Source organism: Sphingopyxis sp., from assembly GCF_050725615.1.
Classification (GTDB): domain Bacteria; phylum Pseudomonadota; class Alphaproteobacteria; order Sphingomonadales; family Sphingomonadaceae; genus Sphingopyxis.
The window spans coordinates 1-15,480 of the sequence record NZ_JBOHHU010000098.1 but is presented as its reverse complement, the minus strand read 5'-3'; the positions used below and the strand labels follow the sequence as shown (position 1 = coordinate 15,480).

Annotated in this window: 13 protein-coding genes and 1 pseudogene; 7 read left to right on the top strand and 7 right to left on the bottom strand. The window is 69.2% G+C overall.

Annotated elements, in window-relative coordinates; translation table 11 throughout:
* Positions 1 to 239: 239 nt before the first annotated feature.
* Positions 240 to 1,040 carry a LytTR family DNA-binding domain-containing protein gene (locus tag ACREB7_RS17945; RefSeq protein ID WP_431593641.1) on the bottom strand — a complete coding sequence of 267 codons (801 nt, stop codon included), beginning with the start codon at positions 1,038 to 1,040 and terminating at the stop codon, positions 240 to 242.
* A gap of 72 nt (positions 1,041 to 1,112) precedes the next feature.
* Between ACREB7_RS17945 and ACREB7_RS17940 the strand changes: the two genes are divergently transcribed.
* Positions 1,113 to 1,595, top strand: coding sequence for a hypothetical protein (locus tag ACREB7_RS17940; RefSeq protein ID WP_431593640.1), 483 nt, complete (start codon positions 1,113 to 1,115; stop codon positions 1,593 to 1,595).
* Here ACREB7_RS17940 and ACREB7_RS17935 read toward each other — a convergent pair.
* The 3 genes from ACREB7_RS17935 to ACREB7_RS17925 all read right to left on the bottom strand — a co-directional run bounded on the left by ACREB7_RS17935 (position 1,562) and on the right by ACREB7_RS17925 (position 5,851).
* The gene (locus ACREB7_RS17935) at positions 1,562 to 1,921 is read right to left on the bottom strand and encodes a GFA family protein (RefSeq protein ID WP_431593639.1); all 360 of its coding nucleotides are present in this window, start codon (positions 1,919 to 1,921) and stop codon (positions 1,562 to 1,564) included. The two genes, ACREB7_RS17940 and ACREB7_RS17935, sit on opposite strands and share 34 nt — an antisense overlap.
* On the bottom strand, positions 1,918 to 4,008 hold the full coding sequence (locus ACREB7_RS17930; protein ID WP_431593638.1) for a malate synthase G: 2,091 nt from the start codon (positions 4,006 to 4,008) through the stop codon (positions 1,918 to 1,920). The genes ACREB7_RS17935 and ACREB7_RS17930 overlap by 4 nt, the downstream gene beginning before the upstream one ends.
* A gap of 103 nt (positions 4,009 to 4,111) precedes the next feature.
* Positions 4,112 to 5,851: a chloride channel protein gene (locus ACREB7_RS17925; RefSeq protein WP_431593637.1), complete on the bottom strand. Its 1,740-nt coding sequence runs from the start codon at positions 5,849 to 5,851 to the stop codon at positions 4,112 to 4,114.
* Between the two features lie 103 nt (positions 5,852 to 5,954).
* Here ACREB7_RS17925 and ACREB7_RS17920 point away from each other — a divergent pair, with 103 nt between their 5' ends.
* On the top strand, positions 5,955 to 6,368 hold the full coding sequence (locus tag ACREB7_RS17920) for a MarR family transcriptional regulator (RefSeq protein ID WP_431593636.1): 414 nt from the start codon (positions 5,955 to 5,957) through the stop codon (positions 6,366 to 6,368).
* 64 nt (positions 6,369 to 6,432) lie between these two features.
* Positions 6,433 to 7,104, top strand: a complete 672-nt coding sequence (locus tag ACREB7_RS17915) for a spermidine synthase (RefSeq protein WP_431593635.1) — start codon at positions 6,433 to 6,435, stop codon at positions 7,102 to 7,104.
* On the opposite strand, the gene ACREB7_RS17910 is transcribed toward ACREB7_RS17915, so the two are convergent.
* From ACREB7_RS17910 to ACREB7_RS17900, 3 genes are read right to left on the bottom strand one after another with little or no spacing between them, the layout of a single operon-like run.
* Positions 7,101 to 8,462: an efflux transporter outer membrane subunit gene (locus ACREB7_RS17910; RefSeq protein WP_431593634.1), complete on the bottom strand. Its 1,362-nt coding sequence runs from the start codon at positions 8,460 to 8,462 to the stop codon at positions 7,101 to 7,103. The two genes, ACREB7_RS17915 and ACREB7_RS17910, sit on opposite strands and share 4 nt — an antisense overlap.
* On the bottom strand, positions 8,462 to 9,652 hold the full coding sequence (locus tag ACREB7_RS17905; protein WP_431593633.1) for an HlyD family secretion protein: 1,191 nt from the start codon (positions 9,650 to 9,652) through the stop codon (positions 8,462 to 8,464). The genes ACREB7_RS17910 and ACREB7_RS17905 overlap by 1 nt, the downstream gene beginning before the upstream one ends.
* Positions 9,649 to 11,319, bottom strand: a complete 1,671-nt coding sequence (locus ACREB7_RS17900; protein ID WP_431593632.1) for an MFS transporter — start codon at positions 11,317 to 11,319, stop codon at positions 9,649 to 9,651. Before ACREB7_RS17900 ends, ACREB7_RS17905 begins: the two co-directional genes overlap by 4 nt.
* A 199-nt stretch (positions 11,320 to 11,518) precedes the next feature.
* Here ACREB7_RS17900 and ACREB7_RS17895 point away from each other — a divergent pair, with 199 nt between their 5' ends.
* From ACREB7_RS17895 to ACREB7_RS17880, 4 genes and pseudogenes are all read left to right on the top strand, one after another.
* A complete protein-coding gene (locus ACREB7_RS17895; RefSeq protein ID WP_431593631.1) occupies positions 11,519 to 12,730 on the top strand; it encodes a hydrolase in 1,212 nt (403 codons plus the stop codon).
* Entirely contained in the window at positions 12,727 to 13,740 is a 1,014-nt protein-coding gene (locus tag ACREB7_RS17890) for an arginine N-succinyltransferase (RefSeq protein ID WP_431593630.1), read from the top strand. Before ACREB7_RS17895 ends, ACREB7_RS17890 begins: the two co-directional genes overlap by 4 nt.
* On the top strand, positions 13,740 to 14,990 hold the full coding sequence (locus ACREB7_RS17885; RefSeq protein ID WP_431593629.1) for an N-succinylarginine dihydrolase: 1,251 nt from the start codon (positions 13,740 to 13,742) through the stop codon (positions 14,988 to 14,990). The genes ACREB7_RS17890 and ACREB7_RS17885 overlap by 1 nt, the downstream gene beginning before the upstream one ends.
* A 270-nt stretch (positions 14,991 to 15,260) precedes the next feature.
* Positions 15,261 to 15,480 (top strand): annotated as a pseudogene (locus ACREB7_RS17880) (phosphatase PAP2 family protein); the annotation flags it as partial.

Genomic DNA, 15,480 nt, shown 5'->3' with positions numbered 1-15,480 from the left:
GTGGCAGCCCGTAGGGCTGACGGAGGGGGGTTGGCGCCCTCGCGCGGCGCGTCAGGCCGAGAGCCCCCTCCACCACGCCCTTCGGGCGCGGTCCCCCTCCCCGCAAGCGGGGAGGATCTCTATGTCCGCTACCGTTCGTTAGCGGCCGTGCCCCCAGCCATCCACCGCTTGAGACGGCAAGCGGTCGCCGGCGCGAATCGATGACGGGAAACCAGCGCCCGAGCCCCCACACGACCCCGCTAATCCGTCAAAACCTCTCGCGCCGCCGCCAGATAGGTCCGGCTGACGGGAACCTCGGTGCCATCGAGCAGCCGGACGATGGCCCGTCCGGGCGCTCGTTCCAGCGCGCCGACCCCGTCTTTCGCCACCCACCAGCTACGATGCACGCGCAAGCCCAGCCGGGGATCGATGATCGCCGCCGCGTCGACCAGCCGCATCAGGATCAGCGCCGTGCCGTGCAGGCTGTGCACGCGCAGATAATGATCCTCGGCCTCGAGCGCGAGGATGTCGCGGCGCAAGGCGACAGGAAGCCGCGCCAGCAATTCGGCCGGATATTCGGGAGCAGCGGCGGGCTGGTCCACAGGTGTGGCTGCGGCGACCGGCTCGGCCGGAGCCATGACGCGCGCGATGAGCAATTGGATCAGCGCCACATAGGGAAATAGCCCGAGCAGTTGGAGCGGGCTGAAGGTCCGGCCCGGCCTGACCACGCCCATCGCCCAGGCGACGAAGAAGGTCATGGGTACGGCCGATACGGCGGCCACCACGAACAGCCGCCTGATCGTCCGCTCATCCCGCACAGCGGACGGCAGGGCACGCCCCGCAGCGGCCGCAGCACCAAAACCGACGAGCGCGATGACCATCCAGAAGGCAAAGCGGGCGACCGGGCCAAGCGCGGTTTGCGATCCGAACGGCCCCATGACGCCGAGCAGCGCGCCAAAGGCGACGGCGCTCAGCGGCACCCGCCACGTCCCCAACGTCCGCCGTTCACGCATCGCCAACTGCATCGCCCCACCGCTCGCGAAATTGCGGAAGCTATTCACGATTATCCGCCTTGTCGACCGGCATCGCACCGCGCCAACCGGCCGGCATGAAATGGCGACAAGGAGGACAGGATGAAAGCGATTATCACGGGCTTAGCGCTGGCCTTTGCAGCGGTTCCGGCGGCGGCCAGCGAGGGCGTCGACATGCGCTTCGAATGCGGCGCGACGGCGGCGGAGGGCGGCGAGACCCCGAACCTCCACGGCAATTGGGATTTCCTGATGGCGGTCGGCGGCGAACCGAGTTTCGGGCTGATGTCGATCGGCTTCGTCGGCGACGCCTATCGCGGATCGCTCACTCCGGTGCGGACCGCACCGGTGGTCCTGCGCAGCATCACGCTCACCGGCAACGCCATCCACATGGTCGTCGCCTCGCGCGACGGCGATGTGCTGTTCGACGGCACCCTCGCGGCCAATGGCAACCGGATGTGCGGCGCCGTCACCTATCATGGCGGCAACAGCTTTCCGATGGTGGCGCAAAAACGGCCGTCGACCTACCCGTCGCCGCCGCAGGCCGAGCGCCGTCAGCCGAGCCAGTCCCAGCCGTCGTCGCGGTGACTGACGATCAGATCGCGCGGCGCCGGCAGATCGGCGATCAACCCGCCGCGCAGCCGCAGCACGTCCGGCAAATCGTCGCGCCGACTGTACACCGGTGCGCCGCATCCCGCGCAGAAGGCGCGATATTTGCCCGGCGAGCTTTCATATTCGCGCACCCGGTCGCGCGCGTCGAAGCGGACATCGGCGACATCGGCCAGCACCGCGACGTTGAACGCGCCGCCGTTCGCGCGGCGGCACTGGCCGCAATGGCACAGCACCACCTCGCCCACCGGCCCGTCGAAACGATACCGCGTCGCGCCGCACAGGCACGAAGCGGAGAGCGTCACGCCGCCGCCTTCTTCTTCTGGCGATAGGCGTGCAGCAGCGGTTCGGTATAGCCCGACGGCTGGGTCACCCCCTCGAAGATCAGCGCGCGCGCCGCCTGAAAGGCGATGCCGTCGGGTGTCAGCTTTTCATAGAGCGCATCGCCCGCATTCTGCCCATCGACCTTCGCCGCCATGCGGACCAGCGCCGCGTCGACCTGCGCCGCGGTGCAGACGCCGTGGAGCAGCCAGTTGGCGAGCGCCTGGCTCGCGATGCGCAGCGTCGCGCGGTCCTCCATCAGGCCGATGTCGTCGATGTCGGGCACCTTCGAACAGCCGACGCCCTGGTCGATCCAGCGCACGACGTAACCGAGGATGCCCTGGCAATTATTGTCGAGTTCGCGGGCGACCTCGGCCTCGCTCCAGTTGCGGCCGGTGGCGACGGGAATATTGAGCAGACGGTCGAGCGACGGCACCGCCTCGCCCGCAATCTCGCGCTGGCGGGCGAAGACATCGACCTGGTGATAATGCAGCGCGTGCAAGGTCGCGGCGGTCGGCGACGGCACCCAGGCGGTGTTCGCGCCCGATTTCGGATGGCCGATCTTGGCGTCGAGCATCGCGCGCATCAGGTCGGGCATCGCCCACATGCCCTTGCCGATCTGCGCCTTGCCCGAAAGCCCGCAGGCAAGCCCGATGCGGACGTTGCGGTCCTCATAGGACGCAATCCAGTCGCTCGCCTTCATCTCGCCCTTGGGGATCATCGGCCCGGCGCGCATCGACGTGTGGATTTCGTCGCCGGTGCGGTCGAGGAAGCCGGTGTTGATGAAGACGATGCGGTCCTTCACCGCATGGATGCACGCAGCCAAGTTCGCGCTGGTGCGGCGTTCCTCGTCCATCACCCCGACCTTGATCGTGTGGCGCGACAGGCCGAGCATGTCCTCGACCGCGTTGAACAGCCGGTCGGTGAAGCCGCATTCTTCGGGGCCGTGCTGCTTCGGCTTGACGATATAGATGCTGCCGGCGCGGCTGTTCTGCAGCGTGCCGAGACCCTTCAAATCGTGGAGCGAGCAGAGGCTGGTGAACACCGCGTCGCAAATCCCCTCGGGCGCTTCGCTGCCATCCGACAGCTTGACCATCGGGGTCGTCATCAGATGGCCGACATTGCGCACGAACATCACGCTGCGCCCCGGCAGCGTGAAGCCGCTGCCATCGGGCGCGGTCCAGTCGCGATCGGGCTCCATCGCCCGCGTGACGGTCGCGCCGCCCTTGGCGAAGCTTTCGGTGAGGTCGCCGCGCATCAGGCCGAGCCAGTTGGTGTAACCCAGCACCTTGTCCTCGCCGTCGACCGCCGCGACGCTGTCCTCGAGGTCGATGATGGTGGTCAGCGCGGCTTCGAGCAGCACGTCGGCGATGCCCGCAGGGTCGGTCTGGCCGATCGCGCTCGCGGGATCGATCACCAGTTCGATGTGGAGGCCATTATGCTTGAGCAACAGCCCACCGTCCATCGTCCCGACGAGCTGCGCGGGGTCGGCAAGCGCGGGCGTACCACCGGTCCAGTCGGCCCAGCTTCCCGCCGCGAGCGGCACGGCTTCGTCGAGGAAAGCCTTGGCGCGCACGATCACCGCCGCGCCGCGTGCCGCGTCATAGCCACCGGGCTTTGCCGCCGGCGCATCGAGCGCGTCGGTGCCGTAAAAGGCGTCGTAAAGGCTGCCCCAGCGCGCATTGGCGGCGTTGAGGGCGAAACGCGCGTTGAGCGCGGGCACGACGAGCTGCGGCCCGGCCATGGTCGCGATTTCGGGGTCGACATTCTGCGTGCCGACCTGAAAGGCGGCGGGTTCGGCGACGAGATAGCCGATCTCGCGCAGGAAGGCCTGATAGGCCGCCGGATCGTGCCCTGCCCGTTCGCCATGCCAGGCGTCGATCTTCGCCTGCAAATCCTCACGCTTGGCGAGCAACGCGGCGTTCTCGGGCGCGAATTTGGCGAGCAGCGCGGCGAAGTCCGCCCAGAATCTGTCGGCGTCGAGCCCGGTCCCGGGCAGCGCGCGATCCTGCACGAAATCGACCAGCCGCGCATCGATCGACAGCCCGTGGCGGTCCAGAAATTCGGTCATTGCAGCACCCTTTGGTTCGGCGCGGTGCGCCAGTGGACCCGGGGAGGAAAGGGCCGCCGCCCTATGCCGCGAAGCGCGCGGCTTGGCAATGGGGTGGCGCAGGTCAGCGCGACCGCGCGGTTTCGGCGCGGCGATGGTCGCGGCGCGCCTTCAACAGATCGTGGCGCGACAGGATGCCCAGCACCTTGCGCGTCGCCGGATCGACGATCGGAATGCGCCCGACCCCGGTCTCGACGATCAGGTCGGCGACCTGCCCGATCGGCGCGTCGGCATAGGCGACCGGCTGGGCGGCGTCGGACACCAGGTCGGCGAGCGCCCGGTCGGCCGGCATGTCGGCGACGCGCCAGCCGAGGACGTCGCTGCGCGACACCAGCCCGACAAGCCGTCCCTCCGTATCGACGACGGGATAGCTGCGATGCGCTGCCGGCCCGGCGAAGAAGTCGAGCACATCGCCGGCGATCATCGCCGCCGGAAGCGTCGCGGGTTCGGGCGTCATCAGGTCGCGCACCTGCACCATATCCATCGGGTCGACGACATATTCCTGGTGGATGTGCCGCCCGCGCCGGGCGATCTTCTCGGTCAGGATCGAGCGCTTCATCAGCAGCACGCTGACCGCATAGGCGCCGCACGCGCTGGCGATCGTCAGCGGCAATGCGCCGAACAGGCCCGTCACCTCGGCCGCGAACAGCGCCCCGGTCAGCGGCGCGCGCATCGCGCCGCTCAGGATTCCCGCCATCCCGACGAGCGCCCAGACCCCCGGATTGCCGAGCCAGAGCTGGCCCGCCAGCGCGCCCGCCGCGCCGCCGAGGATCAGCAGCGGCGCCAATATGCCCCCCGACGTGCCCGATCCCAGCGCGACCAGCCAGACCACCGCCTTGACGACCAGCAGCGCGAAGACGACGCGGGTCGCCAGCGATCCGTCGAGCAGCGCCTGGATGCTGCCATAGCCGGCGCCCAGCACATGCGCGTCGATCAACCCGCCGAGGCCGACGACCAGCGCGCCGAGCGCGGGCCACCACATCCAGTGGATCGGCAGCCGGTGAAACGCATCCTCGATCCGGTAGAGCAGCGCCGACAGCAAAGCCGCCTCCAGCCCCACCGCGAGCCCGAGCAGCCCGGCGATCGCCAGCCCCGGCCCCGCCGGCGGCAGCGCCGCCGTCAACGGAAACATCGGGCCGCTGCCGATCAGCAGCGGCCGCACCGCCATCGCGACGAGCACCGCGACGACCACCGGCACGAAGCTGCGTGGTTTCCACTCGAACAGCAGCACCTCCACCGCCAGCAGGATCGCGGCGAGCGGCGTCCCGAAGATCGCGGTCATGCCCGCCGCCGCCCCCGCCACCAGCAAGGTCTTGCGCTCGGCGGCGCTCAGGTGGAAGCGCTGCGCGAACAGCGAGCCGATCGCCCCGCCGGTCATAATGATCGGTCCCTCGGCGCCGAACGGCCCGCCGCTGCCGATCGAGATCGCCGCCGATATCGGCTTCAATATCGCGACCTTCAGCGACAGCCGGCTTTGGCCATAGAGGATCGCCTCGATCGCTTCGGGGATGCCATGGCCGCGGATCTTGTCCGAACCGAACCGCGCCATCACCCCGATGATCAACGCGCCGAGCGCGGGAATCACCACGATGAAAAGGCCGACCGATATGTCGGTGATCGCGGCATCGGCGGTCGATATCCGGCCGAACCAGAACAGGTTCGTCGCCAGCGCGATCGATTTGAGCAGCACCCACGCGCCGAGCGCGGCCCCCGCCCCGATCCCCAGCGCCATGCCGGCGAGCAGCACCATGCGCCGGTCGGCGCTATGGTCGGCAAGAGGATGGGCGGCGGGTGGGACGGGCATGGCGATTCCGCTATGGTTGAACAGGCGGTCGCGCCAATATATCGCAATGCGATATAACTCAACAACGCATCGTAGTGCGATATAATTCGATGGAGCCTTGCCGATGGCCGATCCCGCCGCGCCGCTGACCGATGGTGATTATGCCGCCCTCGCCGATTTCCGCCATGCGCTGCGCGAATTTCAGGCGTTCAGCGAGCGCCGCGCCGCCGACCAGGGCCTGACCCCGCAGCAGCATCAGGCGTTGCTCGCGATTCGCGCGGCGGCGTCGGGCGCGCCGACGGTCGGCGAGGTCGCGCGGCGGCTGATGCTGAAACCGCACAGCGCGACGGGGCTGGTCAACCGGTTGGCGGACCAGGGCTGGATCGACCGGATCGCCGCGACCGACGACCGGCGCCGGGCGCGCCTGCGACTGACGCCGCGGGCGCACGCCGCGCTCGCCGCGCTGTCGGCCGCCCATCGCGACGAAATCCGGCGCATGCGGCCCACGCTCGAAGCGATGCTCGAAGCCATCGGATAAGGCGGACGGGTCAGGCGTTGGCGCCGGGGGTGCAAAGCCCCGCGCCGCTCGCTATGGCCGCCGCATGACCCCGCGCATCCTCCTCGCCACCGCCCCCGTCCCCGGCGGCGATCCGCTGCGGCTGTTTCAGCGCGGCGACGATTATTTCATCACGCTCGGCCACAGCGAATTGATGACCAGCCGGCTGAGCGGGTCGGAGGAAGCGCTCGCCGACATGGCGTGCGACCGGCTGCGCGACGACGCCGCCCCGCACCTGCTGATCGGCGGCTACGGCATGGGCTTCACGCTGCGCGCGGCGCTCGCGCGGCTCGGCGCGAACGCCCGCGTCACCGTCGCCGAACTGGTGCCCGAGATCATCGACTGGGCGCGCGGCCCGATGGCGGCGCTGACGGCGGGCTGCCTCGACGATCCGCGCGTCGACCTCGTGCTGGGCGATGTCGGCGCGGTGATCGGCGACGCGACGCGGCGCTACGACGCGATATTGCTCGACGTCGACAATGGTCCCGACGGGCTGACCCGCACCGGCAACGACCGCATTTATTCGCCCGCCGGCCTCGCACGCGCCAAAGCGGCGCTGCGTCCCGGCGGCATCCTCGCGATCTGGTCCGCCGCACCCGACGTCCGCTTCACGCGCCAGCTCAAGGACGCAGGCTTCGCGGTCGAGGAGGCGGCGGTGCGCGCGCGCGCAAACGGCAAGGGCGGCCGCCATGTCATCTGGTTCGCGCGCACGGCTTAAGTCGTCGGCGCCCCGCCGCCCAGCGCCTGATAGAGCGCGACATAGGCGGTCAGCCGGTCGGTGCGCAGCTGGATCAGCGCGATATCGACCGCGAACAGCGCGCGCTGCGCGTCGATCTGTTCGAGATAGGGCGAATAGCCGGCGCGATAGCGGTTGGTCGCATGGCGCAATGTTTCGGCGACCGCCGCGCGCTGGGCGAGCAGCGCCTGTTGCTGCACCCCGATCCGGTCGATCACCGCCAGCTGGTCCTCGACCTCGCGAAAGGCGGTGAGCACGGTGCGGCGATAGGCGAAGGCGGCCTGGTCGCGCTGTGCGGTCGCCGCATCGAACTGGCCCTGCAGCCGCCCGCCCGAAAAGATCGGCGCCAGGATGCTGCCGCCGATCGACCAGACCGAGATCGGATCGTCGAGCAGCGACGAGATCGCCGCCCCCGCCGACGCCGACAGGCGGACTTGCGGCAGGAACTGCGCGCGCGCGCCGCGCAGATTGGCGTCGGTCGCGGCGAGCGCATATTCGGCCTGCCCGATGTCAGGGCGGCGGCGGACGAGGTCGGAGGGCAGCACGGCGGGCACGCCGGGGGTGACGAGCGCGTCGAAATCGGCGCCGCGATCGATCGCGTGCGGCGTGTCGCCGACGAGCAGCGACAGGGCATTTTCCTGCCGCGCGATCGCCGCCTCGATCGCCGGTATCTGCTGCTCGGTGGCGCGATATTCGGCCTCGGCCTGGCTGAGTTCGAGCCGCGAGGTATAGCCCGCCTCGGCGCGGTCGCGCGCGATGCGCAGCGCCTCGCCGCGCGACGCCAGCGTCTGCACCAGCAAGGCGCGCCGCTCGTCGAGCGCGAGAAGGACGATATAGCTGCTCGCGGTCGCCGCGCTGACCGACAGCATCGCCGACTCGCGCGCCGCCGCGACGGCGGCGGCATTGGCGCGCGCCGCGTCGACCGTCGCGGCGTTGCGGCCGAACAGGTCGATCTCATAGGCGGCCTGGAACGCCGGCTGCGCCGAGAAACTCTCGCTTGGCTGGCCAAAGGCGTTGACGCTGCGCGCCTCGGCGCCGGGCACATTGGCCGACAGCGTCGGCAGCAACAGCGAGCGCGCGACCCGTTCCTGCGCCCGCGCCTCCGCCACCCGCGCCGCCGCGATCGCCAGATCGCTGTTGTTCGCGCGCGCCTGGTCGACCAGCGCCGACAGTCGCGCATCGCCGAAGCCCGCCCACCAGGCGCTCTCGACCGGACCGGTCGCGGGCATCGCGGTGCGCCAGTCGGCGGGCGGCGCGACCAGGCTGGCATCGGGGCGCGGCGTGATCGCCGGGGCGCAGCCGGCCAGCAGCAGCACCGCGAACGGGAGGGCGCGCCGCATCACTCGGCCCCGGTGCGGACGGTTGCGATCACCGACATGCCGGGTCCCAGCCGCTCGGCGAGCTTCTGGCCGGGTTCGATACGGATGCGCACCGCGATACGCTGCGGCACCTTGACGAAATTCCCCGATCCGGTGTCGGGTTTGACGATGCTGAACTCGCTGCCCGCCGCCGGAGCGATATTTTCGACCACGCCTTTCAGCTCGGCGCCGCCGAGCGCGTCGATGCGCAATGTCGCCGACTGGCCGACACGGATCTTCGCGGTCTGCGCTTCCTTGAAATTGGCGACGACCCAATGTTTCTGGGGCACCAGATACATCATCTGGGTCCCCGGATTGACAAGCTGCCCGACGCGCACGGTGACTTCGCTGAGCTTGCCCGGGCGCGGCGCGCGGATGACCGTGCGATCGAGGTCGATGTCGGCCAGCCCGCGCGTCGCCTTGGCATTTTCGACCCCGGCCTGAAGCCCGCCGCGCCCGACGGTGACCGAACGCACCTGTTCGAGCGCGATCTGGCGCTGCGCCTCGGCCTGGCGGACCGCCGCCTCGGCCTGACGCAGCGCGGCAAGCGTCTGGTCGCGTTCGCGCAGCGACACCGACCCCGCATCGACCAACTCGCCCACGCGCCGCATGTCGGCCTGCGCGCGCTGCAACTGGGCGCGCGCACTGGCGACGGCGGCGTCCTGCGCCTTGACCTGCGCCTCGGCCGAGCGCTGGCTCTGCGCGCTGTTGTCGAGGCTCGCGGTTTGCGCGGCGATGTTGGCGGAACCTTGCGCGACGCGCTGGCGATAGATGCTGTCGTCGATCCGCACCAGGACCTGCCCGGCCTGCACCGTCTGGAAATCCTGCACCAGCACCTCGGTCACATAGCCGCCGACCTGCGGCGCGATGATCGTCGTCTGGCCGCGCACATAGGCGTTGTCGGTGGTCTGGCTCGACGCGCGGAACGGCGGCAGCCCCCAAGCATAGAGCGCCGCGAGCACCCCGGCGAGGATCACCAGCCCGAACAGCACCATCCGGCGTCGCGAACGATCGGGCCGCCAGCCGCTGGCTTCGGCACTTTCGGCGGTCGCCGCATCGGCGGGCGGTGTGGCCGGTTCGGGCGCGGGCGCGGGCGTCGGTGCGGGCTTTTCCGTTTCGGCGGGAACCGGCGGGCTGGCGGGCGCGGGATCGGCTGTGGTCTTGTCGGTCATTGGTTCCTTGCCAACATTTTCTGGAGGGCTTCGAGTTCCTTCGCCAGCGGGTTGATCCCGCGCCGGCGGTCATAAAGCCAGCGCGCGAACATGACCACGAAGGCCAGCGCCGACAGGCTGCCGATGACGAAGAAAATATCGTTGAAGGCGAGGATCGCGGCTTCGCGCGCCACCTCCTGCACCACCTGCGCGCCCGCGACCCCGCCGCGCAGCGCGGGGTCGGTCATCACGCCGCCAAGGCCGTTCGCGAGCGCATTGATCGCCTGCGCCACGCCGGGGTCGCTCGTCGACAGGCTGCTGCCCAGCGTCATCAGATGCTGCTTGGTGCGCAGCGTGTGGAACGCCGACAGCGCGCCGACCCCGGCAAGCCCGCCCAAGGTCTGCGACAGGTTGAAGACGGCAAGGAAGCTGATGACGTGCGACGGCCCCTTGGCGAGCGCGCGCACAAAGCCCTCCATCAGCATCGGCCCCATGAAATAGACCGCCGCAAAGGCCAGTGCGGCCTGCGTCAGATACAGGTTGCCGGGCCGCGTCAGCAGCCCCGAATGGGTGTCGGCCAGCGCCGCGACCGCGATCACCGCGAGCGAGATGAGGATCGGCCGCCGCAGGTCGAGCGGATTGAGCCGCGCCACCGCCAGCACGCCGCCCGCCAGCGTCGCGGCCGCGAGGATCGCATAATAGGTGACAAGCTGGTCGTTGCCCATGCCGACCGCCGTGAGCAGGCCCGAGGCGCCGAAATTCTGCTCGGACAGCAGCACCCGGACCGAAGCGCCGGTCAGCGCGAATTTCAGCAGGTCGCTGCTCCCCATCCAGCGCGTGTGGAGCATCGGATTGGCGCGGTTATGCTCGATCAGGAACGCGATGCCGATCAGCAGGATCGCCGCCGCCAGCGTTCCGCCGAGCCAGGGCGTGGTCCACCACACGATGCGGCCCTGGACGAAGAAGGCGCAGAGCAGCCCGACCCCGACCGCAAGCAGCGGAAAGGTCACGAGATCGAGCTTGCCGAACGAACGAACCGTATCGCCCTGCGGCAGTTGCAGGACATTGACCAGCCCGACCGCGACCAGCGACATCGCGAATTGCAGCACGAACAAATTATAGACATTGCCGTCGGCGAGCAGCAGCGGCGAAATCGCGCGCGCCAGCGGCAGGCCGACCTGCGAAATGCCGATCGCCAGCAGCAGCCCGCCGATCCGCGCCTTCGCCGGCATGCCCTGCATCATGTAAAAGGCCGCGAGCGTCGACAGCCCGCTCGCCGCGATCCCCGATATGCCGCGCGACACCAGTTCGATCCGGTATCCCGCATCGAACAATTGCAGGAAATTGGCGAGCAGCAGCGCCCACATCGTCGCGCGCACGAAGCGCTGGATGCCGAACTCCTGCCGCACCTTGAACAGCAATATGCTCATGCAGGCGTTGGTCATGCTGTAGACGGCGGTGACCCATCCCGACTCGACGGGGGTGAGGTCGAGATGGCCCTGCAGCACGGTCAGGTTGGCGAGCAGCAGCCCGTTCTGGAACCCCCCGACGATCGCGAGATAAATGCCGATGAACAGGTAGAAAAGCTTGCGCCGCCCCGGATGGTCGGGGTTTGCGGGCGATCCCGGCATGATCGGGCGTTCGTGCGGCTTATAGACATAGCCGCCGGATACCGGGGCGTCAGCCACGACCGATCCACCATTGGGCAGCCATGCGCGCAGGACGGGCGATTGCGATCATGCACCCGCCTCTATCGCAACTCGCGGCGCAAGCCAATCGACCGGAGCGGACGCCCGGACCGGCGCTCTGTCCGACCTTCGCCGCCGCCGTCACCGATTTATCGTCGCGGGGGTGCCAAAGCGCCGCATCGCCCGCTATAGCGGCGCGATGACCAGCCTCACCGCCAGCGAAAGCGCCACCCTCGAACGCGCCGCCGACGCCCCGATGCTCGCGCAGGTCGAGCGATGGGCGGCGGTGAACAGCGGCACCGGCAATCTGGCGGGGCTGAAGACCGTCGCGGGGCAGCTCGCCGACGCCTTTGCGGTGCTGCCCGGCGATATCCGGCTGGTCGCCCCCGATCCAGTCGAAAGCGTCGATGCCGGCGGCAACATCCGCACCACGCAGCGCGGCGACCATCTTCACCTGCGGGTGCGCCCCGACGCGCCGGTGCAATTGCTGCTCACCGGCCATATGGACACGGTCTTCGCCGCCGATCATCCGTTCCAGACGCTCAAATGGCGCGAGCCCGGCGTGCTCAACGGTCCCGGCACCGCCGACATGAAGGCCGGCATTTCGGTGATCCTCGCGGCGCTGACCGCGCTCGAAGCCTCGCCGCTCGCCGCGCGCGTCGGATACGACGTGATGATCAACAGCGACGAGGAGACCGGCAGCCACGCCTCCGCCGCGCTGATCGCCGAACTGGCGAAGGGCAAGACCGCCGCGCTGACCTACGAACCCGCGCTTCCCGACGGCACGCTGGCGGGCGCGCGGCCCGGAAGCGGCAACTTCAGCGTCATCATTCACGGCCGCTCGGCGCACGCCGGGCGCAACCCCGACGAAGGGCGCAACGCCCTCGTCGCCGCCGCCGATCTCGCGGTCCGGCTCAACGCACTCAAATCCTTGGAATTAAAAGTCAATCCTGCCAAAATCGACGGCGGCGGCCCCAATAATGTCGTCCCCGACCAGGCGATATTGCGCGTCAACATGCGCCCCTCAACCCCCGAGGCAATGGTGGCGGCCGAAGCGATGCTGCGCGGCACTATCGCCAACATCCAGCGCGACCACGACGTCCACTGCCACCTCCACGGCGGTTTCAACCGCCCGCCCAAGCCGCTCGACGCCGCCGCGACGCGGCTGTTCGAACTGGTGCGCGACTGCGGCGCCGCGCTCGGCCTGCCGCCGATCAGCTGGAACGCGACCGGCGGCGTGTGCGACGGCAACAATATCGCCGCGTGCGGCATCCCGGTGGTCGACACCATGGGCCCGCGCGGCGGCGCGATTCACTCTTCGGACGAATTTCTGATCGTCGACAGCCTGGCCGAACGGGCGCAATTGTCGGCGCTCACCATGACAAGAATAGCAGAACGGGGGACGGTGTGAATTATGTGATCCGGGCAGCCAAGCCGGGCGATTTGCAGAGCATTTACGAGATGGCGAAACTGACCGGCGGCGGCTTCACCAACCTGCCCCCCGACCGGCAGGCGCTGCGCGCCAAGCTCGAACGCGCCGAGGCCAGTTTCGCGTGCGAGAAGGAATACCCCTCGGACGAACTCTACCTGCTCGTGCTCGAGGATCTCGACAGCGGCGAAGTGCGCGGCACCTGCCAGATTTTCGGACAGGTCGGCCAGCGCTGGCCCTTTTATTCCTATCGCATCGGCACCGACAGCAAGCATAGCGAGCAATTGGGGCGCACCTTTCACGCGCAGGTGCTGATGCTCAGCAACGACCTCAATGGCGCATCCGAGGTCGGCGGGCTGTTCCTCCACCCCGCAGCGCGCGCCGGCGGGCTCGGGCTGCTGCTCGCGCGCTCGCGCTATCTGTTCATCGCGCGTCACCGCGCGCGCTTCGGGGACCGGATATTGGCGGAGCTGCGCGGGGTGATCGACGAAGCCGGCGGATCGCCCTTCTGGGACGGGGTCGCGGGCAAATTCTTCGGGATGAGCTTCCAGGAAGCCGACCAGTTCAACGCGGTCCACGGCAACCAGTTCATCGCCGACCTGATGCCCAAGCATCCGGTCTATATCGCGATGCTGAATGACCATGCCCGCAGCGTCATCGGGGTCCCGCACCCCAGCGGCCGCGCCGCGATGCGGATGCTGGAAAATGAGAATTTCGCTTATGAAAACTATGTCGACATCTTCGACGGCGGCCCGACGATGACCGCGCGCACCGATCAGGTCGCGAGCATCAAGGACGCGCGGCATGGCGCGGTGGCGGCGATTGCCGACGCCAGCGACGATGGCGGCGCCGATGCGCTGGTCGCCACCGGACGGCTCGCCGATTTCCGCTGCTGCTTCGGCAAGGTCGGCGCCGGCGATACGCTCGATGGCGCGGCCGCGAAGCTGCTCGGCGTCGACGTCGGCGATGCGATCAGCTGGATCGCCCGCTGATGCTGACCGAGATCAATTTCGACGGGATCATCGGTCCCACGCATAATTATGCCGGGCTGAGCCGGGGCAATATCGCCTCGGCGAGCAATGCGGGCGACGTGTCGCAGCCGCGCGCGGCGGCGCTGCAGGGCATCGACAAGATGCGTCACAACCTGGCGCTCGGATTGCCGCAGGGTTTTTTCACGCCGCTCGATCGACCCGACGCGCCCTGGCTCGGCGCGCTGGGCACCACGCTGGAGGATGCCGAACCGCATCTGCGCGCGCAGGCCTGGTCGGCCTCGGCGATGTGGGCGGCGAACGCCGCGACGGTCTCCCCCGCCCCCGACAGCGGCGACGGCAAATGCCATCTGACCGTCGCCAATCTGGTGACGATGCCGCATCGCAGCCATGAATGGCCGGGGACGCTGAAGCAGCTCCGCCTCGCCTTCGCCGACCCGGCCTTCGCGGTCCACGCGCCCGTCCCCGCCCCCTTCGGCGACGAGGGCGCGGCGAACCATATGCGGCTGTGCGACGGCCATGGCGACGCGGGCGTCGAGATTTTCGTCTATGGTGTCGGCGGCGGCCGCTTCCCCGCGCGCCAGCATCTCGACGCGTCGAAAGCCATCGCGCGCACCCATCGACTCGATCCGAAACGCACCCTGTTCATCCGCCAGTCGGACACCGCAATCCAGGGCGGCGCGTTCCACAATGACGTCGTCGCGGTGGCCAACGAGCGGGTGCTGTTCACCCATGAAAGCGCCTTTCACGACCGCGAGGCCGCGCACGCCGAAATCCGCGCCGTTTTCCCCTCGGTCGAAATCGTCGAAGTGCCATCCGACGCAGTGAGCCTGCCCGACGCGATCAAATCCTATCTGTTCAACGCGCAGCTCGTCAGCCTGCCCGATGGCGGCGGCATGGGCCTCGTCCTGCCCACCGAGGCGCAGGACACCGCGCCGGTGTGGCAATGGCTGGAAGCGCATGTCGCGGGCAACGGCCCGATCCGCAAGCTGCTGCCGGTCAACGTCCGCCAGTCGATGGCCAATGGCGGCGGCCCCGCCTGCCTGCGCCTGCGCGTCGTCGCCGATCCGGCGACGGTCGATCCGCGCTTTATGGCCGACGCCGACAGGCTCGACCGGATTTCGGAGGTGGTGGCGCAGCGCTGGCCCGAAGCGATCGCGGCGGCCGACCTGGCGTCGGCAGGGCTGACGACGGATGTGCGGCGCGCGCGGGCGGCGTTGCTGGAGGCGCTGGACCTGACCGAACTGGCCTGACGACGCCATCGACTGGCGCAGGGCCACATTCCTCACATCGGGATAGACCCCGGGTGGCGGCATAGCACTCCCGCTTATGCCGGTCCCTTTGAGCGCCTGCTTATGGGCATGATTCACGCCCGAGCCTAGCTCTGGGGAATGGTCGACTTGCCCCTCGACGCAGCGTCGTTGCCCCGTGCCTTCCGAGCGCGAGGCCGCGCTCGCCGCTGCACACCATCTCCGAGGCAAGGCGCGCTTGACCGTGCCGGAGCTCCAGCGAGGAGATATGTCGTGCGGAAATCGTTGATCCCCCTTGGTGGAGCCATGATGCTGGCGCTGGCACCTGCCGCCCACGCCAGCGACAAGGGATGGGACGACGCCGGGTCCCTCGCGCGCGATGCGCTCGTCGTCGCGGCCTTTGGCGTTCCTGCGGCGCAGGGCGACTGGGACGGCGTCCTGCAGGCCGGGGGAAGCGTCGGCGTGGCCGGGGGCCTGTCCTATGGGCTGAAGG

Excerpts from the sequence above, each read along its gene's own strand:
- ACREB7_RS17920 (WP_431593636.1), top strand. The coding sequence starts at position 5,955 with ATGGCCGATCCCGCCGCGCCGCTGACCGATGGTGATTATGCCGCCCTC.
- ACREB7_RS17895 (WP_431593631.1), top strand. The coding sequence starts at position 11,519 with ATGACCAGCCTCACCGCCAGCGAAAGCGCCACCCTCGAACGCGCCGCC.
- ACREB7_RS17915 (WP_431593635.1), top strand. The coding sequence starts at position 6,433 with ATGACCCCGCGCATCCTCCTCGCCACCGCCCCCGTCCCCGGCGGCGAT.
- ACREB7_RS17905 (WP_431593633.1), bottom strand. The coding sequence starts at position 9,652 with ATGACCGACAAGACCACAGCCGATCCCGCGCCCGCCAGCCCGCCGGTT.
- ACREB7_RS17940 (WP_431593640.1), top strand. The coding sequence starts at position 1,113 with ATGAAAGCGATTATCACGGGCTTAGCGCTGGCCTTTGCAGCGGTTCCG.
- ACREB7_RS17930 (WP_431593638.1), bottom strand. The coding sequence starts at position 4,008 with ATGACCGAATTTCTGGACCGCCACGGGCTGTCGATCGATGCGCGGCTG.
- ACREB7_RS17910 (WP_431593634.1), bottom strand. The coding sequence starts at position 8,462 with ATGCGGCGCGCCCTCCCGTTCGCGGTGCTGCTGCTGGCCGGCTGCGCC.
- ACREB7_RS17925 (WP_431593637.1), bottom strand. The coding sequence starts at position 5,851 with ATGCCCGTCCCACCCGCCGCCCATCCTCTTGCCGACCATAGCGCCGAC.
- ACREB7_RS17885 (WP_431593629.1), top strand. The coding sequence starts at position 13,740 with ATGCTGACCGAGATCAATTTCGACGGGATCATCGGTCCCACGCATAAT.